Annotated in this window: 13 protein-coding genes; 9 read left to right on the forward strand and 4 right to left on the reverse strand. The window is 45.6% G+C overall.

The features are described 5' to 3' along the window. Positions 1-79 precede the first annotated feature (79 nt). The 3 genes from ACYQ3L_RS25505 to ACYQ3L_RS25515 form a co-directional block, all read right to left on the reverse strand. Positions 80-1,711, reverse strand: coding sequence for a glycoside hydrolase family 43 protein (locus ACYQ3L_RS25505; protein WP_379997739.1), 1,632 nt, complete (start codon positions 1,709-1,711; stop codon positions 80-82). Continuing rightward, a complete protein-coding gene (locus tag ACYQ3L_RS25510; protein WP_379997741.1) occupies positions 1,711-2,490 on the reverse strand; it encodes a rhamnogalacturonan acetylesterase in 780 nt (259 codons plus the stop codon). Before ACYQ3L_RS25510 ends, ACYQ3L_RS25505 begins: the two co-directional genes overlap by 1 nt. 359 nt (positions 2,491-2,849) lie before the next feature. Beyond that, positions 2,850-3,515, reverse strand: a complete 666-nt coding sequence (locus tag ACYQ3L_RS25515) for an XRE family transcriptional regulator (RefSeq protein WP_459952513.1) — start codon at positions 3,513-3,515, stop codon at positions 2,850-2,852. A 203-nt stretch (positions 3,516-3,718) separates the two neighbouring features. Between ACYQ3L_RS25515 and ACYQ3L_RS25520 the strand changes: the two genes are divergently transcribed. From ACYQ3L_RS25520 to ACYQ3L_RS25545, 6 genes are read left to right on the forward strand one after another with little or no spacing between them, the layout of a single operon-like run. Continuing rightward, complete coding sequence (locus ACYQ3L_RS25520; RefSeq protein ID WP_459952266.1) at positions 3,719-3,955, forward strand: hypothetical protein; 237 nt, start codon at positions 3,719-3,721, stop codon at positions 3,953-3,955. A gap of 17 nt (positions 3,956-3,972) precedes the next feature. Continuing rightward, entirely contained in the window at positions 3,973-4,203 is a 231-nt protein-coding gene (locus ACYQ3L_RS25525; protein ID WP_379998101.1) for a hypothetical protein, read from the forward strand. A gap of 6 nt (positions 4,204-4,209) precedes the next feature. After that, a complete protein-coding gene (locus tag ACYQ3L_RS25530) occupies positions 4,210-4,443 on the forward strand; it encodes a hypothetical protein (protein ID WP_379998103.1) in 234 nt (77 codons plus the stop codon). Positions 4,444-4,481: 38 nt separating this feature from the next. Continuing rightward, complete coding sequence (locus ACYQ3L_RS25535; protein WP_379998105.1) at positions 4,482-4,766, forward strand: hypothetical protein; 285 nt, start codon at positions 4,482-4,484, stop codon at positions 4,764-4,766. Between the two features lie 57 nt (positions 4,767-4,823). Beyond that, positions 4,824-5,567 (forward strand): hypothetical protein, encoded by a 744-nt coding sequence (locus ACYQ3L_RS25540; protein ID WP_459952269.1) that lies wholly within the window; start codon positions 4,824-4,826, stop codon positions 5,565-5,567. A 5-nt stretch (positions 5,568-5,572) separates the two neighbouring features. Beyond that, on the forward strand, positions 5,573-7,384 hold the full coding sequence (locus ACYQ3L_RS25545) for a bifunctional DNA primase/helicase (protein ID WP_380002115.1): 1,812 nt from the start codon (positions 5,573-5,575) through the stop codon (positions 7,382-7,384). A gap of 8 nt (positions 7,385-7,392) precedes the next feature. Here ACYQ3L_RS25545 and ACYQ3L_RS25550 read toward each other — a convergent pair whose 3' ends face one another. Further along, positions 7,393-7,704 carry a hypothetical protein gene (locus ACYQ3L_RS25550; protein ID WP_380002113.1) on the reverse strand — a complete coding sequence of 104 codons (312 nt, stop codon included), beginning with the start codon at positions 7,702-7,704 and terminating at the stop codon, positions 7,393-7,395. A gap of 197 nt (positions 7,705-7,901) precedes the next feature. Between ACYQ3L_RS25550 and ACYQ3L_RS25555 the strand changes: the two genes are divergently transcribed. From ACYQ3L_RS25555 to ACYQ3L_RS25565, 3 genes are all read left to right on the forward strand, one after another. Next, positions 7,902-8,480 carry a hypothetical protein gene (locus ACYQ3L_RS25555; RefSeq protein ID WP_380002111.1) on the forward strand — a complete coding sequence of 193 codons (579 nt, stop codon included), beginning with the start codon at positions 7,902-7,904 and terminating at the stop codon, positions 8,478-8,480. 143 nt (positions 8,481-8,623) lie between these two features. After that, on the forward strand, positions 8,624-10,111 hold the full coding sequence (locus ACYQ3L_RS25560) for a hypothetical protein (protein ID WP_380002109.1): 1,488 nt from the start codon (positions 8,624-8,626) through the stop codon (positions 10,109-10,111). A 13-nt stretch (positions 10,112-10,124) separates the two neighbouring features. Then, entirely contained in the window at positions 10,125-25,127 is a 15,003-nt protein-coding gene (locus ACYQ3L_RS25565; protein ID WP_459952514.1) for an LPD38 domain-containing protein, read from the forward strand. Positions 25,128-25,215 lie beyond the last annotated feature (88 nt).

Genomic DNA, 25,215 nt, shown 5'->3' on the forward strand with positions numbered 1-25,215 from the left:
TACAAGGAGGGAGAGGCAATGAGTAGTAGTTGCCTCCACCTCCCAATAAAACCTAAAAACAATCTGAACTAAAGAACATTTATTCAGTAATCCTGAACCAATCTATATCGACACGCCCTCCATCATTCTTTAGAACAGGGCGTGTACAGAATGTACCGATTTTTGCTCCAATCCATTTACCTTCTTTTGCTTTAAAGCTTTTACCTAAGTCTGTATATCTCTTGTTGTCCGTACTATAGCTAAAGATCCAGGTAGCATCGGCTATAACCTTCACCCTCAGATAAATTGTAGATTCTTTCATTGTTATGGATTCATTGACAATCTCTTTATTCCCTTTCTCAGCATTAATACATTCATTCTGAGATAATACGAATCCATCTTTTGTGTTTTCGAAAGAGAGTAGGGCATAATCTATACCCATTACTACCAATCCTGTACGTTCGCCATAGAAGCGTGCATCTGGCCTGAATGTAAGTTTCACCGTTGCAATAAAAGCAGGAGCTGGTGTTTTTTGCAACAGCAGGTTCGGCACATCCCACAGGCTCTTATAGTCATTAGCTACCGGAACCGAATACAGGCTAAGACAGCCTTTTTCCTGATTGGTGAAATACCACCATGACTGAGGGTTTGCATGCCATTGCCATTGCAAGCCTAGTGTGTTTGAGTTAAACTCATCGCTCTCGGGAGGAGTGGCAACCGGATATGCTTGTCCTACATTTGGCTTTTTATAAGTCAGTACCGGGTTACCGCAGCCGTCGCCATCCTTATCTTCGCCAATTACAGGCCAGTCATTTTTCCATATCATCGGTTGCAGATGCATAACGCGTCCGAATGCTCCTACATCCTGAAAATGAAGAAACCAGTCTTCGCCTGTTTTCGTGTCTATCCATGCACCCTGATGCGGTCCGTTTATTACAGTTTTACCCTGATCCATTACTACCTTTCTTTCATATGGGCCGAATATATTTCCCGAACGCATGGCTAATTGCCATCCGGTAGCAACACCTCCCGCAGGGGCGAATATATAATAATAGCCATTCCTTTTATAGAACTTAGGGCCTTCTATTGTGGGGTCTATATCGTGTCCGTCATATATTATCTTCGATTCACCTACTGCCTTTTTGCCGTCGGGTGTCAGGCGGGTAACGGCCAGCAGGCTCTTTATTCCTGCGCGGCTTCCTGCATAGGCATGCGCCAGATATACTTGTCCGTCATCATCGAATAGCGGGCAGGCGTCGATTAATCCTTTACCTTCTTTTACTAATGTTAATGGTTCCCATTCTCCCGCAGGGTCTTTGGCTTTAGTCATAAATATCCCTAAATCGGGATCGCCGTAGTAAATATAAAATTCGCCTTTATGATAGCGGATAGCCGGAGCCCATACACTACCTCCATGATTCACGCCTTTTCCGAACGAAGCATCTTTGGGCATCTTATTTATAGCATAGCCTATAATAGTCCAGTTTACCAAATCTTTTGAATGCAGGATCGGTAGTCCCGGTATACAGTTGAAACTGGATGCAGTCATATAATAATCATCCCCTACACGGCAGGCGTCAGGGTCGGAGTAATCGGCATATAAGACAGGATTCTTATAGTTGCCGTTTCCTAAGTCAGATACCCATACCTTAGATACATAGTCTTGCGCCGAGATACCGAATGGTATAATACAAAACAAAAAGCCTATAATCGTTTTCTTTGTTATATTCATTATTTCAACTCTTTAACTAAATCCTTTATATTTTGTTCTTTAAGCCCTTCTACAAACAAGGCTGCCATTGCTGTAGCTCCTTTTTCGTTGAAGTGTGTATTATCGGTGTTCCCTTTCGGGAAATTCCTGTTTTCTCCCGGCTTCAAATGCAGAAATAATGGTTTGGAGCCTTCGTCACCTAGCCCGGTGATTAAAGCTTTGCTCTTTTCATACATATCTATCATCGGTGTCTTTTCCTTTTTGGCTACACCCCGTGCCAAATCGAGATATTCACCATGCGAATCCCGGAATGCTCCACTCTTATCGAATCTTCGTCTTACCACCGATGTGCAGATGATCGGTTTTGCTCCTTTCGCTTTGGCTTTTTCTACAAACATTGTAAAGTTTTTCACATATTCCTCCGGAGTCGTATAACGTTCTTTCTTCTCTATAGAAGCATCATTATGTCCGAACTGTATAATCAGATAATCTCCTTTACTTATATTATCTATGACTTGCCGCCACAGGCCTTCGGCAATAAAAGAACGCGAACTACGGCCGTTTTTTGCATAATTCTTTATTTCAACATTATCATTGAAAAAGGCCGGAAGAAGCTGTCCCCATCCCTTTTCAGGAAAAGGTTCACATATGGAATCACCCGATATGCTGTCGGTAACTGTTTTAAATAAAACTTTATCGGCCATAGTGGAGTCACCGATCATAAAAATACGCTTCTGTGCAATCGCCGAAATGCTTAACAGGCAAAGTGTAATTGTCAGAAGTACAGATGTCTTGTTCATGGTTATTTTAATTATGTCAATTCAATTAGCAAATTGGTAAATTAGCATATTAGCAAATGGAGCGAAACGACTTTTCAGTTAACAGTCATCAGTCAACAGTTAACAACCTGTAACTTGTAACTGCTCGCAGGGCGAAGTAACTCGTAACTGTTAAAAAGGTAATAAAGGTAAATGGTATTTGTAATCAATTGATAATAAATACATAAGCCTACTTTTTGAAAATGGCGAGTAACAACTGGGTAACAAAAATGCGGAAAATAACATTCGCCTGATGAGATTGATTATGTAAAGATACATTTGTTTTCCGGTATTAGCAACAACCATTCTTTTGCTTTCCCGGACATCATCCATTTTCGTTCTTACAGCCTCAATAGCCCCACTACCAAACAAATGGAGTAAATTTCACTTTTCGGTATCCCGAAGTCCGGATAATCCGGGTTAAACGAGTTACACCTGATGCTGTCGCCTGCATCGTATATCCTTTTGATGATAAGTCCCTGCGTAGTATCCAGCACATGCACTTTGCCCCACTGTATAAACTGCGAGCCTTTTATCTTCCTGCAAGCTATTTCATCACCGCTTTCATAATGGGGGTACATGCTGTCCCCTTTGATGAACATCGTAAAGTCGTATTCCGGGAATATGCTGACTACCGGGATTTGTTCGCAATCACACATCCTGACGCCATCCATCGCACAGGTCAGAGCCCCCGCCGCAGCATTCAGCGGGATGCGGGGACGGGTCTCCCGTTTACCACAGATACATTTATCTTCCCCTGTGTCCGTATCTTCCTTTGGCTGTCCGAGAGTCCCGGAAATCATATTCCCCTCACCTGTCAGCAGCCAGTTTGAATCAATGTCCATATATTCGCTTACCGCCCGGATCTTTGTTTTGTCAGGGAGGGTCTTCCCTTCCAGCCAGTTTGTGATGGTTGTAGCAGACAAATGGCAATCCTTAGCCAGCCTGTACCGGGATATGCGCCGCATTTCCATCGCCTCATTTAACCGAAATTTAAAATCCTTCATTTATATAAAAGTTAAATTAATCTAATCATGACACAAATATAATGCTTTTAATCCAAATATAATCCACTATTGGAATATATTTGCATAATAAAAGCAAATAAACGGATATAAACAACCGTCATAAACCTTAACGGCTTCACACACCGCAAATGTAACGACAGGAGTTTATGTATCCAAATAATAACCTTATAAATATAAAGATTATGCCGTTAACAGAGAACGATTACAACTACCTCAAAGACAACTATATGTCTTACGGGGAATGCCTGCTGTGCCTGTGTATCGCGCGTTCCACGCTCCAGCAGCATATCCGCGAGGGGAAGAAGTTCAACCGTCCGGGGGATACGCTTATCCTGCCCAGTAAGAAACGTGTGTTCCTGAAGGAAGCCGTCAGCCGTGAAGTAGCCAGGGTCATGGAAGAAAACGGGATAACAGGATAAATATATCTAAACTGTAAATGATGGAAACAAAAGTGATATACGTTACAGGCGATGAGGTATCGAAAGGGGAAGCGGTGCATGACTTTTTCAAAATGCCGGATACAGCTATTATCAGCCGGCCTGAACTGCCGGAAGAAAGGATATTGTCCCTCTGCGGGGTAAAGGAAGCCTGTATCAAAATCCTGTCCTGTTATAACAACGGGAAGGACAAGCCGGACTATTACACTTACCTGGTATATAACAAATAAAAGGCTATGGGCGGGACATTGGCAAAAGGCGGTAAGGATACGGAGATGATCATACAGGCGGATGTGATCCAGGCGGGTGATAATTGCAGTATCAATATGACGGTAAACAACTTCAACATCGATGTAAAATCGCTTGTCGCCGGACAACTGGAATCGAAGGATGAGGTAATAAGGGCGCTGAGGACTGAGAATGAATTATTGCATAGCGTTATCAGGCAATTGCAGGCATCCGGGGAATAGAACAGAAGATAAATCCATAATCATTAAAATAAAAAAAGATGGTAAAGAAAGTAATTATACAACGGTCTGCGGACATTTATGAAAGGTGGGGCATCCATTACAGCCGGGCACAAAAACGCTGGATAACAAAACGCCCGGTCAGTTGCAGCTTTGACGGAAAACCGCTGGACTGTGGCCTTGTGGTAGCAGTCAGGAATGAAATTATAGGTATAACGAGTATTGAATACATGAAGACGTTGACGCATGAATTATTCAGGGATAAGAATCTCGGATATATTGAACTGTTAGCATTCTGTTTAGAGGAAGGAGGGCAGAATGGTTAAGCCGGACTATTACACTTACCTGGTATATAACAAAATCTAATCATAACAATAAAAACAATGACAATAAAAGGCGGTTATATCTTGCAGCCGCGAGCCATCAGTGAGAGCGCCATATCGAAGTCTCCCCCCTGTGTGCGCGAGACCTGGGCATACCTGCTCAGGGAAGCCAACAGTTCGGATACGGAGTATGGCGGGTACCTGGTAAAACGGGGTCAACTGTTCCGCAGTTACCGGGAGATCCGGGAGGCCCTTTCATGGACGGTTGGGGCCCGTACAGGGCGTTACAGCGAATCTCAGGTGAAGCATACCATGAACGCCCTGCGAACAGCCGGACGGATCGCCACACGAAAGTACCCACGGGGCATCCTGATAACGATCTGTAATTATGATTATTACCAGAACCCCGACAATTACGAAGGAACCACGGGCATACCGGTGAAGAAAGGACGGGCGACCCACGAAAGATTGACGAATAGCCCATCCATTAACAAGAATGATAACAAGAATATAGATATAGATAAATCTATATCTTGTGTGACTGAGGAAAAATTTCCGTTTGAACAAGCCTGGCGGATGTACGGCATGAAAGGCAACCGCAAAACGAGCGAAAGGAGATGGTCGAACCTGAAAAATCATTGCAGGGAAACGGCACTGGAGCATATCCCGCTTTATGTGGAGTCTACGCCTGATAAGCAGTACCGGAAGAACTTCGAGACCTATATCAGCCAGGAGGCATGGAACGATGAGGTAACCCGTTACGGCTTAATGCCGGACGACCCGTCCAAACCGAGGTTTATGTGACTGCTATGGGAACATGGAGCGATACAGGGATAGAAATACCTTTCGGCAGGACATCCGGCAAGGTCAAAACGCTTTGCCCGAAATGCCGGGAAGGATCGAGGCGTCATAAGCTGGACAAGTCCCTTTCTGTCAACCTGGACGAAGGATTGTACAAGTGCCATTACTGCGGCTTCTCCGGCAGCATCAACCAGAAAAAAGATTATTACAACCACAGGGAAATGGAGAAAAAGACTTACCGCAAGCCTGCATGGCAGAACAATACAAAGCTGTCGGACAAGCTGGCGCGTTACCTTGAAGACGAACGGAAGCTGTCGCAGGCTACCTTAAAGAAGTTCCGGCTGTCGGAGGGCCTGCATTACATCCCGGCCAAAGACAGGAAATGCAATACCCTGCAATTCCCCTACTTCCTGAACGGGGAAGTGGTAAACGTAAAATACAGGACAGGGGATAAAGCCTGGGCCATCGAAGCAGGGTGCGAGCTGATCCTCTATAACCTGGACTCTACGGTTGGAAAGGAAGAAGTGATCATCACGGAGGGGGAACTGGATTGCATGTCATTCGGCGAATGCGGGTTCGAATCGGTTGTCTCTGTTCCCAACGGCGCGAACGGCACGGCTTACCTGGATAACTACATCGAGGAGTATTTCGACGACAAACAAACGGTCTACATTGCCGTGGATACCGACAGGAAAGGCATTATCCTGCGTAACGAACTGATCCGCCGCTTCGGGCCTGAACGCTGTAAGGTTGTCACCTACGGGCCGGGATGCAAGGATGCGAACGAGCACCTGGTGAAGTATGGCCCGGAATCGCTCCGTATAGCTGTCGCCAATGCGGAGGAGATACGCATCGAGGGCATATTCACCCTGCCGGATATCAGGCAGCAGGCCGACCTGCTTTTCAGGGAGGGGCTGCATCCGGGAATGACAACGGGACACAGCGACTTCGACAGGCTGCTGAGCTTTGAAACAGGACGCCTGTGCGTCGTTACCGGGATACCGTCACACGGGAAGAGTGAATTTGTCGATGAAATAGCCGTCCGGCTGAACCTGAACTACGGCCTGAAATTCGCTTACTTCTCCCCGGAGAACCATCCGCTGCCCTACCTGGCGGCAAAGCTGGTATCCAAGTTCACAGGCAAACGCTTCGACAGGGAATCCCTGCGCCCCGGCGCATATGAAAGGGCCTGCGCCCATATCGGGGATAACTTCTCATTCATTTACCCGGAAGAGGACTTCGGTATCGGCAATATACTGGAAAAGGCTTCCTTCCTGGTCAAAAAGAAAGGCATCCGGGTGCTTGTCATCGACCCCTACAATGCGATAGAGCACCAGATGCCTCACGGAACAAATGAAACGAACTATATCTCCGCCTTACTCAGCAAGCTGGTAACATTCGCCCGCCAGAAAGACGTGCTGGTATTCCTGGTAGCCCATCCCCGTAAGATGGAAATGAAAGGCGGCGTACCTACAGCCCCCAACCTCTACGACGTGAACGGGTCGGCGAACTTCTACAACAAGGCCGACTTCGGGTTTACGGTCTACAGGGATTACAGGGAAGACCATGTCCGCGTGGATGTGCACAAGGTCAAGTTCAAACATTTGGGTAAATGCGGGGCGGCTTACTTTAGCTACGACTATGCCAACGGCAGGTATGTCCCGTTTGTCAACGGTAAAAAGGGAAAGGAGGATGATACGGATTACCTGGAGAGCTATTGTCAGGGTAGCCAGTCATCCATCGGCTTTACAAAATCCGCAGAGGAACTGGAACAGGAATTTATCGCGGATACCACGGAAGCCGCAGACCTGCCTTTTTAGGCACAGGCTTATTCTTCATCCGGCTGCGATAAGCGTTTGAAGAGCACCGACTGTGTATTCAGTGCGCTTTTCTCTTCGTCGGCCAATGGACGCGGGAAGATATAGGGATAGAGGTTCTTCAGGTGGTTCAGCCTGTCGGCAGGGTCCTGAAGGGCCAGTATATCATCCATGATCTTATTGATAATATCCTCCTTTGTGAGCCTGCCGATCAGTGTATCCCTTAATTCCCTGCCCAGCAGGTTGGCACTCCCCCTGGGACGCCCGTTGGGATTGTTGGTAGTACCTTTCTTCAAACCGCTTTTTCCTTTTACTCCGGCCATATCATTTTTGTTAAATACAGGATTTACAAAAATAACCCGCCGCTATCGGCTTCCATACCACCGTAGCGGATACTTATTTACATCTACACATCTTTTTGCACAGGGAACAGCCAAAGACCGTATCAATCCCTTTATTTGCGGCTTAACAGTCCCGTATGGGCTTTTATAATCTATTTATCTTATAAACAACAGGCTATATGGCAGTAGATATGGGCAGCGCAGCCAGTGGCGCAGGAAAAGGAGCGGCAGCGGGGGCGGCCTTCGGGCCCTGGGGAGCTGTAATAGGCGGTGTGGTAGGTCTGGGTGCTTCCCTGATCGGGGGTAATAAGGCAGCCGGACAGCGCAAGCTGATGGAGGACTACCTGAACAGGCAGGATACGGAAAATAAATCATTTTATAACGCCAATGCTTTATCGGACTATACACAGCGGACGGATGTACAGAACCTGATGAAGCAGTTGAGGGACAACCTGGGCAGGCAGAATAAGACGATAGCCAATACGGCGGTTGTCACGGGAGCCACGCCGGAACAGCAGGCAGTAGCCAAAGAACAGGCCAATAAGGCTATCTCCGATACTTATGCGAATATCGGGGCAATGGGCCGGCAGTGGAAAGACCGTGTTACAGACCGTTATTTATCGCGCAGGGAAAGCATAGCCAACCAGCGCATGAATATCATGCAGGGCAAGGCTCAATCGGGAGAGAACCTGCAAAGCAACGGGCTGAATATGCTGGGTAATTCGGCGGGAAGCCTGCTAAGCATGTGGGGGAAGTAATTCAATAAAGTGAAAAACTAAAAGTGATAAGTGAAAAGTTATGGTTTATAAGTGCTTACTACTTTCAACTTCATTTTTCATTTTTAGTTCTTCGTTTAAGAATGTTCTTCGTTTTTCACTTATCACTTTTCATTTAAAAAAATATGATCTTGGACGATATACTGGTTAAGGACAAAAAGAAGGGTGTAAACACCTTTCTTCCTGTGGATGAGCAGGAGTTGGCAGTTAACAGTAAACAGTTAGCAGTAAACAGTCATCAGTTAACAGAGGGTTTTGATAATCTGCAAGCAACTACCGGGCAAAACGGGGACAATTTGCCAGCAACAGGACAGCAATATGAGGGTGTAACGGCAGCTAGACAAAGCAATCTGTTAGCAAACGGTAGCAACCCGGCAGCAGGAACAGCAACCCGGCAGGCAGTAAAATACCCAAATAAGCCGCAGGGACTGAATGACGGCGAGTATGAACACCTGCTTAAATACTTTACTCCCGAAGCGTTAATCAGGTTTACGGCCCCTTTCGATCCGGATGCAGGGGAAAATATATTGCAGCGTTACTATGAATCTGCCATACCCAAACCTGTTGCACCGGATGAAAAGAAAGTCAGGAACGCACAACTGATAGCTTCCATTGCCGACGGTATAGGCTTACTGTCCCAGATGTACAGCTATGGCAAAGGCGCACATGTGGAAAAACGTGATTACAGCCAATCCGCCCTGTCGCAAGCAACAGGCAGGGCCAAAGAACTGGAGAACCGCTATATGCAGCAATCCGCACGGTATAATGACGGCCTGTTCAATGCCCGCCTGAAAGATTTCCAACGGATGCTGGATGATTACAATACCGGAAAGAAGGGTATTCAGGGCGTCCTGGCAGCAAAACAAAAGCTGGATCAGGCGCAGGCCCAGTTCGAAGACAAACAACGCCTTGCCTATGATAAACTGGCGCAGGAGCAAGCAAACAAAGATAAAGACCGCAAAGTAAGGGAAGATAACCAGAAGAGCCTGGACAGCTACCGTAAAGCGATGGTAGCGCAGGGATGGTCGCGTGTTGGCGATGCTAAAAACAGGACGTCGGCATACGTGAAAAAGGTTTCTTCATCCGGTGGCGGTAAGAACACCGGCTACCGGATGGTGATCGAGGCTAATCCGGCTGATAGGGAAGCCGTCAGAGATAACCAACTGGGAGCGGATGTGCGCGTATTTGAAATGTCCAAAGGCGAAATAGACAGGTACACGCGGGAAGCATTGTCCGATCCGGCATTCAAAGCCAGATATCCGCAATATGACCGTAAGCCCGGACTACCGGGTGAAGCCCCCAGGTCATTTACCGAAAAAGAAAGGACGGATATAGCCGCCGCCTACTTGCAGGAACAGTATAACAACAGCTTTGCTTCAACTCCCGCCGCTCCTGATTATTCCGTCCCGTCGACAGGTGGAAGTAACACATACCGGCAATGGGAACAAAACAACCGGCTTCCGGGGTTTGGCAACAATGTTCCTCCTGCTACACAGCCTGTAGCGCCGTCAAGTCTTCCCGTACAGGCGGAAGAGGCGGAAGAGGCAGGGATACCGGAGGAAGAGGAAGAAGACGAAGAGTTCCCATCGGTGGGTAATATTGCTAATTTTTAAAAAGGAAACGTTTATGCCTGATAAATTTTATATAGACAGCAAAGGTAACATACGCCTGGTTCCGGAAGGAAAGGAACAAAAATTTCTGTCTAAATATCCCGGTTCGAGGGAAGCCACACGTAAGGAATTGTCCGATTTCGAGGACAGGCGGGTACAAAACGGCATATCAACCCCACGAGGGTCGGATATTCAGGACGGACAAGGCCGTTCTGCGGCTATAACTCCGGCAAATCAACCTTTAAATGGCTTTAACTCCGGTTTTGGGGCTAATCAACCTCAAAAAATGAAGACCAGGTTCAAAGATGGAACAGAAGGTTATGTCGATATTCCGGTAAACACAAATATTTCCCAATTAAAAGAGCCGGATCTGTCAGGAATTTCCGCATTTAAAGGTAAGCCGTTAAAAGAAACCATTAGTAATACCATGCAAAATATGCCCGTTAGCCCGGAAGCATACTTCGATATGTCCGTCGACAGGTACAGGCAGGAAAAAGACTGGGTAGAGCAGGTGAAGAACGACAGCAGCCTGTCCGAAAATGTAAAGCAATCCCTTATCAATGACTATCTGGCTAATACCCGTACTCCTGATTTAACGGTAGCAGATAAAGACCTGCCGCCTGCCGCTAAAGACTGGCTGGAGAGGAACAAGGTATCGAGGGAGCTAACACATTACAACCCTTCTGTTACGGGTGGCGGCTCTTATCCGACTACCGTAAAAGAGAATACCCCGGAACAAACCGCATTTATAAAAGACTATATCGCCAATAGTGAAGAAGGTAAACGCTATGCACAGGCACATAAGGAGTTTATAGGGCAATTAGAGGGTGATGCGGACATTCTGCTTAACCGGATTGAAAGTATAAGGGAAGCATCGGAGAAAAATAAGGAAGCATACGCCGGGCGGCACAATATAAGCGCATGGAGCCTGAAAGGAACCAATTACCGGAATGATGCCATACTCGGTAAAGCCGCCAACCTGCTAAAGAATACCAAACTGTTGTTATCTGCAAGCAAAGAAGGCGACGGATTCAGGAAAGGGCTACATCTGACAAATGAAGACCTGAAAGAACTGGCCGTATTGACAGAGAGCTTTTATAATGATAAAGCCCTGAATCAGGTTATCGACAAATACCAAAAGGCCCCCGGTTCGTTAAGTGAAGAAGAAGCCATCATTATACAGGCCAAATATATTGCCGACCAGATTAATGCAGGCGTCGATCCGGGTAGCTGGTATAATATAGGACAGACAACAAAACAGTCCCTTCCTTTTATGCGGGACTTTATCCTTACCGCTCCCATCGGCGGCGCGGCAGCCAGCGCCGTAAAAGGAGGCGCATCTGCATTAGCTGCAAAGACAGGGGCAAACCTGCTACTGTCACGTGGTATCGGAGGAACAGCTAGCAGCCTGGCAAAAGGAGCCATAGACCTCAGTGTACGCCCTGCCGTGCAGACAATGTTCTCCCCATCTTCTTATGCAATGGCTTATCAGGAGATGCAGGGACAGGCCGTGAACAAAGACGGACAGGGGAATATCATGTTCGGTAACAGGAAGTCACAAGGACAGGGTATGACTTCCGCATTTATCGAAAACCAGTCGGAGGTACTCGGCGAGGTCGTCCTCGATAAGCTGTTCCAGAAATTCAGAATACCCGTACCTGCTTTCTTAAAAACGAATGCAGCCAAAAGACTAAGCAGCGCGACAGGAATACAAGGCCCAATCACAGAATATGCAGAGGAAAAGTATGCAGACCTGGCAAATATAGTCAGGGGTGAACAAACGATAGAAGGCTTCTTCGATCCGCGTCAGAACCTGGAGACATTCGGGGCGGTGGCTATCATGCAGATACCCTTCTCTGCTATCAATGCTACAGGGTATGGAATAGGCAGGATAAGGGACGTACAGGCTAAACGCGCCATACGGCAAACATATGACAGATCGGCTGACAGCCTGAATAAGTATTTCGGGGAAGATGCACCGCAGGCTGCACTTGCTTTCAATAAGCTGGTGGATAACAGCAGTGAGGCGGAACTCAAACAGGAACTTCTTTCCGTGATCGGGGATGAGCGGCTGGATGATAACGGGAAAAGGGCCATTGTGGAATATGTGACTGCCTATTCCGCCTATTCGGGGATAAATAAGGCCAAACAGGAAGATATACAGCAGGCAGAACAACAAATGGCCTGGCTGGCAGATGAAAATATCAACCCGCAGATGAATGCCGTTGTATCCGCTGTTATCGCAGGCAACGGGAATCCGGTACAGGTTACCGGCGGGAACATCGTACAGCGTGAGGACGGGAGCATAGACAGTGAAGCATCGGACAAGCAGATATTCTATGTGGATGCGGAAGGGAACAAACAGGTAACATCTATTGACTTTATTGAAAGCATCGGGGAAAATATCCCCGCGCAGGATGCTATCGCCCAATTAATAGAAATAGAAACGGCAAACATCATATCCCGACAGGAGAATGAGGAAGTAAGGGAATACCTGCCCGGAGAAACGGTAACGGCGGATGTAGCGGGTAATGGTATTACATTTACAGGAGAGGTAACAGGTATAACCCAAAGCGGCAACTATATCATCGTAAGCCCGGTTACAGGAGAGCAGGTGGAAGCAGAACCGCGCCGGATAATCAATCAGGATAATATACAGGGCGTGGAAAACGGCTCGCTGGTCGAATACAGGAACGACAAAGGCGAAAGGGTACAGGGCACTGTCAACGATGCTTACGGCCTGCGTCCGCAGGGTATGATGGACATCGACGGGAACGGTGTGCCTGTTGCCGATATTATAGGACTGGTAAGTCAGTCAACGGTTAACAGTAAACAGTTAACACAGGAATCTGACAATTTGCAGGCAACTACCCCTGAAAGTGCAGACAACCTGCAAGCAACAGGGCAGCAAAATAAGGATATACCGGCAGGAGAACAAGACAATTTAACACCAACAGGGCAGATACCGAAGGATGAGAAAGGCAACCTGTTATTCGAACAGGCTCCCGTTGAGGCAACTATCGGGGCATTGAGCGAAGTATATAATGATACAGCCGAATTGTCGGGCGTTGTGGACGCTACTATCGGCAATATCCGGAAGCAGATAGATAAGGCTAAGGCTCCCAAACCTACCGGTGATATAAACAAGGATATTGCCGGTAAGCGTGCCGCCAATCAGCAGTTGGAAGAACTGAACAACCGCCTGTCGTATTGGGAAGAGGTCAGAAAAGCTATACAGGAGAGCAAACCTCTCAGGCAGCAAATTACCGGACAGTTAACCGGAGAAGAAACTCCGGTAAGCAATGAGAGGATAAATAATACGTCAACAGAGGATTCAGGGCAGGAGGATAGTCCGGAAGTAAATACGGAAAATGAAAATATACAACCGGATAAAGCGGATACAAAACAAGAGATAAGCCCGGCTGAATCAGAAACCAATATTACTCCTGCCGGAGAACCGGAACCGTTAAAGGCAGAAAACCAGATCATCCTGCATTCGATAAGCAGCCGGAAAAAGGGGGATATCATCACAGACATATATTCCGGTGTCCAATACGAAATAATGGAGCCTGAAAAGAAGGGATTATCGACCCTGCGGGAGATAAAGTCAGGCGGCATACAGAAAACGAATCCGAATGACCGCAGGTATTACACACAAGCAACCGATGCCGAAATACGGTTAAAAAGGGATCAGCCTGTTTATTTATGGGACATACCCGCCTGGGTGCAGTTTGTTAAAAGGCATCCCTTTTCAGAAATCAGCTTCAGGGACTTTCGAAATGCTTTAGGCAGGGAATATACCGACCGGGAACAAACGGCGATTGAATGGTCTTTTGACCGAACGCCCCTGCTGGCAACACCGGAGGACAGCGACAGGGAATTGATACAATACTATAATGATAAGAGGGCTGAACTTGGAGACAGCATATTTACCCCTGATAGTTCATCTGTACAGGATGAAACAGCCGGAGACGAAGCGGAAAAATTCTCCCTTGCATTCGGGGCCAATAACAAACTCGTATCCACCGAAAGATACGAAGAGCTTAAAAAGCGGATGCGCGACAAGCTGAACAACCTGAATGCCGGTATCGACCCGGAGTTATTTGCCATCGGCGCAGAAATGGCGGTATATAATATAGAAGCGGGCGCACGGAAGTTTGCAGATTTTGCAGGCCGGATGATAGATGACCTGGGCGACAATATCCGTCCCTACCTGAAAGCATTCTACGAAGGAGCCCGGCAAATGCCCGGTATGGAAACCATCCGGGAAGAAATGGATAGTTTTCAAATTGTAAACTCTTTTGATGTTGATAATTTAACTATATTTGAAGAAGAAAGTAATACACCAAATACGAATGTCAATGAAACTAATAGCGACAACCGAAGCGACAACCGTATTGCTGAAAATGGCAGAATACCAGCCGGACATGCTGATGCGGATGTTCCGGGAGGAACCACAGGAACTCAAACAGATGGTAGAGCGCAAAGTGAACAACGCCCTGCAGTGGAAACAGAAAACGTTGAGCAACGGGGGCGATCCGGACGAAGTTCAGGAAATAATGCAGACTCTTCTGGAACCAAGCTATATACCGGAGGAACCTCAAGAGATGTATATATCGGACGAGATGATACAGGAGATACAAGATACGCTGGCCAAACTTTAAATACCAACAATAACAGACAATCCCGTGAAGAAAATGTAGTACCGAGAGGTAACACAGCGAAGATAAACGCTAATATTGCTGCAATCAAGCTGGCAAAGCGTCTGATTGAAACAGGAAAGAAAGCCACTCCCGAACAAATGAATGTACTGAGAAGGTACACAGGCTGGGGAGGTTTGTCCTCTGTATTCCAACAAAACGATAAAAATTACAAAGCACTTCAAGATTTACTCACAGTGGAAGAGTACGACTCGGCTCGTGCATCCACTACAACGGCTTTTTATACTCCACCGGAAGTAACCGCTTCTGTATGGGATATGATTGAAAAGCTGGGTTTTAAAGGTGGTAATATCCTTGAACCATCGGCAGGTATCGGTAATTTCTTTGCCCTGATGCCGGAAAGCATATCCAATGTATCCCGATTGAGGGGTGTTGAGCTGGATACTGTTTCGGGCAGTATATTGAAACTGCTTTACCCGGATGCCAATATCAATATATCCGGATTCGAGAAACAACGTATTGCCAATAACAGTATGGATCTTGTTATCTCGAATGTTCCTTTCGGCAACTTTAAAGTGTATGACAGCAACAATAAGGATATATCCACCGGGTTTGATATACACGACTACTTTATAGCGAAGAGCGTCAGAACGCTGAAAGCAGGCGGTATAGGGGTATTTATCACAACATCATCTACACTCGATAAGAGTTCTGCTCTCCGTAACTGGGTTATCAATAACGGTAATGCGGACTTTATAGATGCTGTCCGCCTGAACACGGATACATTCAAAAATGATGCTGGAACGGAAGCAACCGCCGATATTATCATTGTCCGTAAGCGTGATGTAAACGGCATATCCCCATATGCCAGGAATATGCAGGATTCCGTTATGGAGCGTGAAGCTACCTATACCATACAGGAAAAAAATCAATGGGGGTATAACACAGGAGAGGTGGAGAAGAAAGCCCGGATGGTGTATAACAAATATTTCCTTGATAATCCCACGAGGATGGCCGGGGAAATGAAATTCGGTTTCGAGGGTGGTAATGCCATCCGTCCTACCGAACAAAGGCTTGCACCTGTCAAAGCTATCAATCAACAGGAAGTAATCAACCGGATGATTGATGAACTGCCAGGCAATATATATAATACTACTCCTGCCAGTGACACATCTAAAGCAGTAGCCAATAACGGAACTAAAGAGGGCGGCCTGACAATCATAGACGGACAGGCCTATATCATACAGTATAACGAAGCTATCCCGGTAGATTGGAACAGTAATAAAGCTGCAGGTTATCCGAAAACAGAAATATTAAAAGACTATCTGGATATAAAAGAAAGCATAGACCTGTTACTGGAGGCAGAGCATAACAATGATGCTAATATTGATACTTACCGTAAGAACCTGAATAAGGTATATGACAACTTTGTGAAGAAATACGGCGCCCTGAATGAGAATAAGAAGATAAACTTCCTACAGGATGATATCGATTTTCCCTCTGTTTCCGCTATTGAAAACATAGAGGATGGGAAGGACGGAGAAAAGACAATCACTAAGAGTGATATATTCAGTAAGCGTGTTATCGACAACCAGATTGAACCGAAAGCAGACAATGTAGAAGATGCTGTTCGTGTATCTATAAATCAGAACGGAAAGGTAGATATACCATATATAGCCAGGCTACTTCATAAGACAAATGAAGAGGTACAATCGGAGATAGTCAGTAAGCGTATCGGCTTTGTTAATCCGGAGACCGGACTTATAGAAGCTCGCAATCAATATCTATCCGGTAATGTCCGTGATAAACTTTCTATCGCTCAACAAGCAAACCAGGATAATGAATATGACAGCAATATTGAGGAATTGTCGAAAGTTATTCCTGCCGATATTCCTATCAACCTTATCAAGCTGACTCTGGGTAGTACATGGGTGCCGACTAATGTGTATGAAGATTTCTTCAAAGAAACATTCGATGTAAATGCAAAACTGACGAAAACGTCTACCGACAAATATATAGGAAAAATATCCGGTAAAAACAATGCCAGGGATATACAAATGGGTATGCCTGAAGCATCAGGAAGTACATTGGCTCTAAATGCAATGAACAACGCCACTACTACCATATCTATGCAGGTATGGGAAGATGGTAAAAGAAAGACTGTTACTGACCCCCTGAAAACAACACAGGCGGCAGCCAAACAGACAGAGATAGCCGAAACTTTTGAAGCATGGGTAAAACAAAAGAAAGAATATCATGAAGAGCTGGAGAATATTTATAACAATACGTTCAATGCAGTTGTGAATTCAGCGGTAGATGTTGATTCGTTTGACCGTTTCCCCGGTGTTGGCGGCAAAGTAGTATCGTTAGGCTCCAAGGAACTGGAGAACGGAAAAGAACTTCATCAATACCGAGTAGCCAAAGAAAATACAGAAGCGGACAATGAACTGGTTGTAAGGGAAGCCAAAAGTTTAGGACTTAAATTAGACCCTGAAACGGGTATTTATTCCACTCATTTAAGAGGGGACGCAGATGTATTTTTCAAGAAACTGAATGGAACAGCTAAGATTCTCCGCCAGCACCAGAAAGAAGGTGTTATCCGTGGATTGGAAAGTGCTACGCTTCTGGCTCATGAAGTAGGAACAGGTAAGACGCTTACCCTTATTACCATTGCAATGGAGATGCGCAGGCTGGGACTGGCCAAAAAGCCGGCTATTATTGTCCAGCGTTCGACCTATAAGCAATTTGTAAAAGAGATTAAAAACCAATATCCGAACGCGAAAGTATTGGCGCCATCCGAAAAAGACCTGACAGCTAAACAGCGCCAGCAGCTTTTCGCCAAAATAGCCTATAACGATTGGGATATTGTCGTGCTCTATCATTCCTATTTGGATTCGATACCCGACAATCCGCAACGTGTCGCTCAATACATAGACGAAAAGATTTCAGAGAAAATGGACCTTCTTGCAGAAATGGAGAGGGCCAAAGAAGACGGTGCAGCCAATGCAGGCAGGATGATGGGAGCTTTGAAAAAAGAGATTGAACGATTGGAGAGAGACAGGGACAACACGCTAAACCCGGATATAGAGGAAGAGTCTGATACTCCAACAAAATCGAAGCGCAAGCGTTCTGTAAAGGATATCGAGAAAGTTCGTTCCAATGCAGAAGCAAAAGCCGAGAAGTCTCTTGACAGACGTACCGATAATACAATGACCTTTGAACAGTTGGGTATTGATGCCCTGCTGATAGATGAAGCACACGCCTATAAGAAACTAGGCTTCGTTACTTCCCTGCAACGTGTGAAAGGCATCGATACGGCAGAATCGAAACGCGCTCAAAGTACACGGCTTAAATCATCATACATATTGGAGAATCGTAACGGAAAGAATGTTGTGTTGGCGACAGGTACTCCAATATCCAACACAATGGCTGAAATGTGGACGTTTATGCGTTACCTGTACCCACGTACAGAAATGGGACGTTTGCAAATGAATAACTTCGATGCCTTCGTAAACAATTTCGGAAGCATAGAGGAAAGTGCAGAGTTCGGCTCAAACGGTAAATTCAGAATAACAAACCGTTTCTCTTCCTACTCGAATGTTCCGGAACTGATAGCAGCCTGGCGACAAGTGACTCATACTGTATTGACAGAGGAAGTATCTACTCTTAAAGAGGGTGTCGGTACTCCACGGGTAGAAGGCGGTAAGCCTGCGGATATTATGCTGGAGCAAACACCACCGCTAAAATCGGTCATGAAAGCTATCAGGAATAAACTTGAAGAGTTTGACCGTATGAGTGGTGCCGAGAAAAAAGAGAACTCCTATATTCCTCTTGTTATGTTCGGACTTGCTAAACGTGCTGCGATTGATGTGCGTCTGGTTGATCCTGATTTGCCGGATCATCCGGACAGCAAACTGAACAGAACAGTTGCGGAAGTTGTGCAAGACCTAAAAGATACACAAAGCTACAAAGGCACTGTTGCTATATTCTGTGACAGTTACCAAAGTAGCGATAAGGCTTTCAATGTATTCCGGGAAATAAAACAGAAACTTGTAGATAATGGTATTCCTGCCGGACAGGTTGCTATCATCAATGACTTCGATAAGGACGACGCAAGGGAAAAACTGTTTATTGCGGTGAATAAAGGAGATGTTCGTGTAGTGTTGGGTACTACCGAAAAATTAGGTGTAGGTGTAAATATACAGGAACGCCTGCACATGGCAGTACATATGGATGCTCCGCTTCGTCCGAGTGATTATCAGCAACGCAACGGTAGAATTATGCGTCAGGGTAATACACACCTGAATATGGATAAGACTATTAAGATTCTCCGTGTCGGCGTGCAAAAGACTTTGGACGTTACAGGCTACCAACGCCTGGAGATAAAGAAAAAGTTTATCGACCAGATAATGAAAGGGGATGTTTCCCAGCGTATGCTCGAAGAAGCAGACATCGAGAGTACGGACAGCAGCAACTTTAACCAGATGATGGCTAATTTATCCGGTAGCCAGGCTGCACTGGCATTATCGATAGAGCAAAATAAGTTGAAGAAGCTACAAAACGCCAGGCAATACCACGAAGATAACCAGGTGTACATGGCTGGAGCCGTAAGAAGAGCAAAAAGTATCATCGTTGGTAACGGACAGGCAATAGAGCGATTCGAAGAATACAGGAAAGAACTTCAAAGGCTTGTTCCTGACGGAAAGATAACAACTATATCGATCGGTAAAGTATCAGCCAATACGCCGGAAGATATAGATATCGTCTTAAATCAGCATATCACTAAAAGAATAGATAAGGAAGCTGCCGGACTTAGGGAAGATTTTCTTCGTAATGATGCTATTATAAGAAATTCGATTGCTATAAACGGCATTAAAGTCGATCTTGTTGTAAATATCACAAGGAATTATGATACTGATACGAAGAAAACAAGAATAACAAAAGAGATATTCTATACTACTCCTGATGTTAAACTCCATAATCCGTTAATGTCCGATCCTAAAAATATTTTACCTGTATTTGAAGGCCGGGCGGGCGCAAATATCCAAAATGTAATCGATGATATAAACGACTTATTGAGCGGTTATGATATTGATAAAGGGATACAGAAGTATAAGCTGGGTATCGATAAAGCTCAACGCGATATAGATGCTTACGAACCACAAATAGGACAACCATTTGCCAAAGAAAAAGAGTTGAGGGCTACTGAAGAAAAGGTTAAGGATCTTAACGCTCAAATGGAAGCCGAACTGAAACAAATAGAAGAAGCAGAGGCGAAAGAAGATGTAGAGGCTATTGACATTGACGGCATAGTTGAAAAGAATATTGAGGATACTCCGGAAAGTGATACCAGGATACAAGCATCATCCGGTAATTTCGAAAGTATTCCTGCTGAAAAGTTCAATAGCCTGATAGATACTCTTAATCAAACAGGGCTGGCAGTTGAGGTAGTTCTGGATGAAAATATAAGAAGCAATCCGGAGATAAAAGACACACAGGGCAATGTCTACGGCTATGTAACCCCGGATGGCGTCATTTATCTGGATGCTACCCGGATAAACGCCAATACGCCTGTACATGAGTTCGGGCATTTATGGAACTCTTTCATAAAAGAAAACAATCCTGAATTGTGGAAAAAGGGGGTGGAACTTATCAGGCAATCCCCGTATTACCGGGAATGTATATATAACAATCCCGCATACTCCGGCTTACCGGAAGAAAGGAAGATCGATGAGGCCCTTGCAATGGCTATAGGCGACAAGGGGGAAAAAACAGTCAACAGTGAACAGTTAACAGTCAACAAGCTAAAAGTTTGGTTAAAAGATGTTTGGAATGTTATCAAAAAAGCATTCGGGTTCAATACGGATATGGCTGTTGAGGATATGTCCTTATCTGATTTTACAGACAGGGCTGTTAAGGATTTATTCGGAGGGGAAAGATTGACAAATCCAGGAAAAAATAATAACTTTGGAGAAAGTAAAAATAACAACAATACACGATATGGCAGAAGAGCAGAAACCGGACTGGATAACCCAGGAACAATGGGACGCAGTGCCATCAGTGGGTTGGTGGCAGAACCAGAAAAGCGGAGCGGAATATCAAAAGTCATTGCCGCCGTCAACACCGCAGGAAGCGTCAGCACAATTTACGATGCTGAGGAACTCGAAGAACTGGAAGCAAGGGGAATAGACCCTTACTTCGATAAGACAGTATTCAGGAAAGTATTAAAGGATCGGGCCAGGCAAAATAATGTGTGGTTTGACAAAGATTACCTGAACGATAAAATATTACTACACGACCAGAAACAAACAGGTACATCAGAGAATGATGTATATCTTAATCCGGACGGTAACACCCTTACCAAACTAAATAACCTCTCTTATGTAAAGGGCACAGGTCATAAAAATAACATGGCCGCTCTTGTGGACAGATTATCTGCTCATAACGCCTTATTCCCGAACATAGTATATACAATCAAAGGATTTATGGACAATAAGAACGGCTTTCCATCATTGGTGACCGAACAGCCGTATATAAAAAATATAGAACGCAACGCGACACAGGAGGAGATAGATGGTTTCCTTACTGAACATGGCTTCAAAAAAGACGGAGTAAGGGATTGGAGCAACGGCCACGAAGTGTGGAGCAATGGTAAATATGAATTGTTCGATGTCCGTCCTGCTAATGTATTGATGGGAAAAGACGGTAATTTATATTTTATTGATACGGTTCCCCATTCGGTCGGTTATATGAACGATAGTAAAAATACGGAAGCTATCAGCAAACAGGAATTATCCGAAATGGAGCAGATAAAGCAGCTTTCGGTTAATAACAGTACGTTTATGAAAGCTCCCAATGGTGAGCCAACAAATCTGAACGAAAGGCAATGGCTACAGGTACGTACTGCCAACTTTAAAAACTGGTTCGGGGATTGGGAGAATGATCCTGGGAATGCAAGTAAAGTAATTGATGAGAATGGTGAGCCTTTGGTGGTGTATCACGGGACAAAGAACGGGGGGTGGACTACCCCGTATATTAAAGGCCAGCCGGTATTTTTCACAAGTAATAAAGAAACGGCAAAAGGTTATGCAAAAAAATACCATACACCTGTAAAAGAGGATATCCCGGTGAAGAATTACCCCCATAAAAAATATGCTGTTAATTACGGTGTATTCTTAAATATAAGGGAACATGATAACCCGGCGGAATTTAACGCAGGTAAAAAATCATATAACTCTTATGCTATTCCCCTGTATAATCCGATGACAGGCAGTGAGGGGCTTGGCGGGCTTGACGATATGGCACGGAATGTTGTTTATGAGCAACGCCCTTATATTATCAGGAATATCTATGACAATAAAGACTATAATGAGAATGATTTGTCGGATATTTATATTGTCCCGTTTGCAAATGGCGGCATGATAAAATCAGCTACGGATAATACAGGCTCTTTTGATCCGGCTGACAACGATATCCGCTTCCAGTCTGTCAGTGACATTGCCATTGCAACCAATTCTGCCATGACAGCAGCGGCACGCCGCCAACTGGACGGCAGGCTAAAGAATTTCCGCTTCCGTATCCGCGAAGCATGGGAAGACAGGCATCTGGCGGTAAAAGAGTTCCTGGACGTTCTCCGCAGGCATGGAACCGATATTGCCGGATATAACGACTATTACAAGCAGGCCACCCATATAAACGGCAAGATAGATGCAGGGTTGGAGAATTACAATGAAAAATTCCAGAAGCCATTGAATAAAGCTGTCGGCGAACTGGAAAAAGCAGGCTTCGATTACCGCGCCATCGAGAACTATGCCATACTCAAACACGGGCTGGAACGGAATAAATGGATGAAAGAGGATGCTGTCAGGCGGTATGCGGAACGGTATCCGGATGCCACGCCGCAGCAACTCGGACGCTTTGAGATAAACCTGCCGGATGATTTCTCCGGGATTACGGCTGTAGAGGCAGAAGTGGGAACACATGCCGAAGGGTTTATCGCTGAATTTGAGCACAAGGCAGGGGAAGAACTTATATATCATTTCTGGAAGAGCGTTAAGAATGCCACCCTGTTCTCCATAGGCAAACAGCTTGAGGGCGGGCTGATAGACAAAAAGACCTATGACGAACTGGCTGGCAGGTATGACTATTATATCCCCCTGCGCGGGCATGATGACGAAACGGCGGAGGACAGGTGGGACTACAGCCCCAATATGGGGACATACTTTGTCGCCCCGCTTATCAGGGCTAAAGGACGGAGGACACGCTCGGAAAGCCCCCTGGCCTTTATCTTCTCAATGGCTCAAAGCGCGGTCAGCTCCGCCAACAGGAATATCCTGAACCAGACAATACTGCGGCTGGCGTTAAAAGACAAGACAGGACTGCTCGGAGTAAATAAGGCCTGGTATATGCAAACCGGGCTGAATGAAGACGGCGTCCCTGTCTATGAGATACAGGCTCCCGCCTACTCTGAAAATACGGATCAGTACAGGATAAATATAGAGGAATTTGAGGAACGGATGCAAAAATTACAGGAGCAGGGGCTGGCTGTACAAAACCGGGGGAAACTGGATATAGGGGGACTGTTTATCAAAAAGACACAGGCCAGCCAGCACGTAGTATATGTTTCACAGAACGGGGCCGAATATGCCGTGTATATCAATGGCAATCCTGCGGTAGCCCGTGCCATTAATGGGATAAATGCAAAAGATTTACATAAGGATTTGCGGTTTATAGCAAAAGTATCAAGACAGATGGCAGCCAACTTTACAACCCGCAACCCTATATTCGTAGCGACAAATTTTTCACGCGACTATATTTTTGCATCTTCCATACTTGGCGTTAAGGAAGATGCTAAGTATGCCCTGCAATTCCAGAGCAATATACCCCGTTCGGCAGGCGCATTGCAACGCTATATCAGGAATAAAGCGGACTTATCGGAAAAAGCAGACCGCTATGTTATCGAATATATTATGAACGGGGGTAAGACGGGATTCTCACATCTGGTGGAACTCGATGCAGTCCGCAGGAAAATAGAGCGGGAAATAAAAAAAGGGGATAGTAAAAGCGTATTGCATACTTTCCTCGATGCGCTGGAAGGATGCAATGAGTTTGCAGAGAACCTCTCCCGGCTGTCCGTCTATATTACCAGCAGGGAACAGGGACGCCCTGTCGTGCAATCCATATCGGACGCCAAGGAAGTAACGGTAAACTTTAACCGGAACGGCGCGGGCGGATATGGCGCGGCATGGTTCAGGAGTTTATACCTGTTTGTGAATGCAGGTATCCAGGCCTTATCGAACTTTGCAAAGGTAGCACAGAAGAATAAGGGTAAAACAGCTATCCTTGTATCTTCCTATGCCATGTCGGGATTTTTAATGCCGCTGCTTACTGCACTGACCGGAGGGGATGACGGACTGGACGATTATATGAAGCTAAGCGACTGGGAAAGGCAGAATAACCTGTGTATCTATACAGGCAGCGGATTTGTAAAAATTCCCCTCCCCCATGAACTGCGTGTCTTCCATGCAATGGGGGATAATATCTACCAGGCAGTTTTCGGAAGAAAAGATATAGCAGAAACATTGCCTGATGTCATCCTGTCGTTTTCCGACCTGATCCCGGCCAATCCGGCAGGTTCGATCCGGGGAAGCTGGGCGGATATGATGCCGGATGCGGTAAAGCCGTTCTTCCAGTTGAAAGCGAACAGGAACTATACGGGCGGCAGGATAACCAATGAATGGGCGGATGAAAACAAGCCCGGATATTTGCGTATCAGAACCAATAAGAAAGGAGAACCCTATGCGCCTGCATTCTTAGTAAAGTTAGGAGAATCATTAGACAAGGCCACAGGCGGGGATGGTGTGGAGAAAGGTATCGTCAGCTTTAATCCCGATGAGGTGAATCACCTTATACACGGGTATTTCGGGGGACTGTATGCAACGGGTATGCAGGTGCTGGATATGTCATACAAGGCTTATGACTGGACGGACACCGGGGAACTTAAACTGAAAGTACGCGAAACACCGTTAAAAACATTCTACACCTCCGGAAGCGATTTAATGACGGCAGGCAGCGGTTTGAACCCGAAGTATTTTAAAATAGCGGACGATATGCAGGAGACACGGCGCAAAGTGAAAGGATATAAGGAGCAGGCTCAGAAAGGAGACCTGACAACAGAGGAATTTGCCGCCAAAATAAACAGTTTTAGCCCGGATATCGAGAGGTACAAGCGTATCTACCCGTATATAAAACAAATCAGGAAGTATGAAAGCGCATTGAAGGAACTGGACGGGGAAGAACAGAAAGAAGCGGAAAAGATAATTGCCAACCTTAAGAAAGAAGTGGTTCAAATGTATTAGCCTGACCAAAATTCCCAAACAATCAACAGGTAAATAACTTTTTGCACCGGGAACATACCCGTTCCTGCATAATTGGTTTATTCGCTTC

The sequence above is a fragment of the Dysgonomonas termitidis genome, from assembly GCF_054657735.1.

Excerpts from the sequence above, each read along its gene's own strand:
- ACYQ3L_RS25550 (WP_380002113.1), bottom strand. The coding sequence starts at position 7,704 with ATGGCCGGAGTAAAAGGAAAAAGCGGTTTGAAGAAAGGTACTACCAAC.
- ACYQ3L_RS25540 (WP_459952269.1), top strand. The coding sequence starts at position 4,824 with ATGACAATAAAAGGCGGTTATATCTTGCAGCCGCGAGCCATCAGTGAG.
- ACYQ3L_RS25515 (WP_459952513.1), bottom strand. The coding sequence starts at position 3,515 with ATGAAGGATTTTAAATTTCGGTTAAATGAGGCGATGGAAATGCGGCGC.
- ACYQ3L_RS25545 (WP_380002115.1), top strand. The coding sequence starts at position 5,573 with ATGGGAACATGGAGCGATACAGGGATAGAAATACCTTTCGGCAGGACA.
- ACYQ3L_RS25505 (WP_379997739.1), bottom strand. The coding sequence starts at position 1,711 with ATGAATATAACAAAGAAAACGATTATAGGCTTTTTGTTTTGTATTATA.
- ACYQ3L_RS25510 (WP_379997741.1), bottom strand. The coding sequence starts at position 2,490 with ATGAACAAGACATCTGTACTTCTGACAATTACACTTTGCCTGTTAAGC.
- ACYQ3L_RS25525 (WP_379998101.1), top strand. The coding sequence starts at position 3,973 with ATGATGGAAACAAAAGTGATATACGTTACAGGCGATGAGGTATCGAAA.
- ACYQ3L_RS25560 (WP_380002109.1), top strand. The coding sequence starts at position 8,624 with ATGATCTTGGACGATATACTGGTTAAGGACAAAAAGAAGGGTGTAAAC.
- ACYQ3L_RS25535 (WP_379998105.1), top strand. The coding sequence starts at position 4,482 with ATGGTAAAGAAAGTAATTATACAACGGTCTGCGGACATTTATGAAAGG.
- ACYQ3L_RS25555 (WP_380002111.1), top strand. The coding sequence starts at position 7,902 with ATGGCAGTAGATATGGGCAGCGCAGCCAGTGGCGCAGGAAAAGGAGCG.
- ACYQ3L_RS25530 (WP_379998103.1), top strand. The coding sequence starts at position 4,210 with ATGGGCGGGACATTGGCAAAAGGCGGTAAGGATACGGAGATGATCATA.
- ACYQ3L_RS25565 (WP_459952514.1), top strand. The coding sequence starts at position 10,125 with ATGCCTGATAAATTTTATATAGACAGCAAAGGTAACATACGCCTGGTT.
- ACYQ3L_RS25520 (WP_459952266.1), top strand. The coding sequence starts at position 3,719 with ATGCCGTTAACAGAGAACGATTACAACTACCTCAAAGACAACTATATG.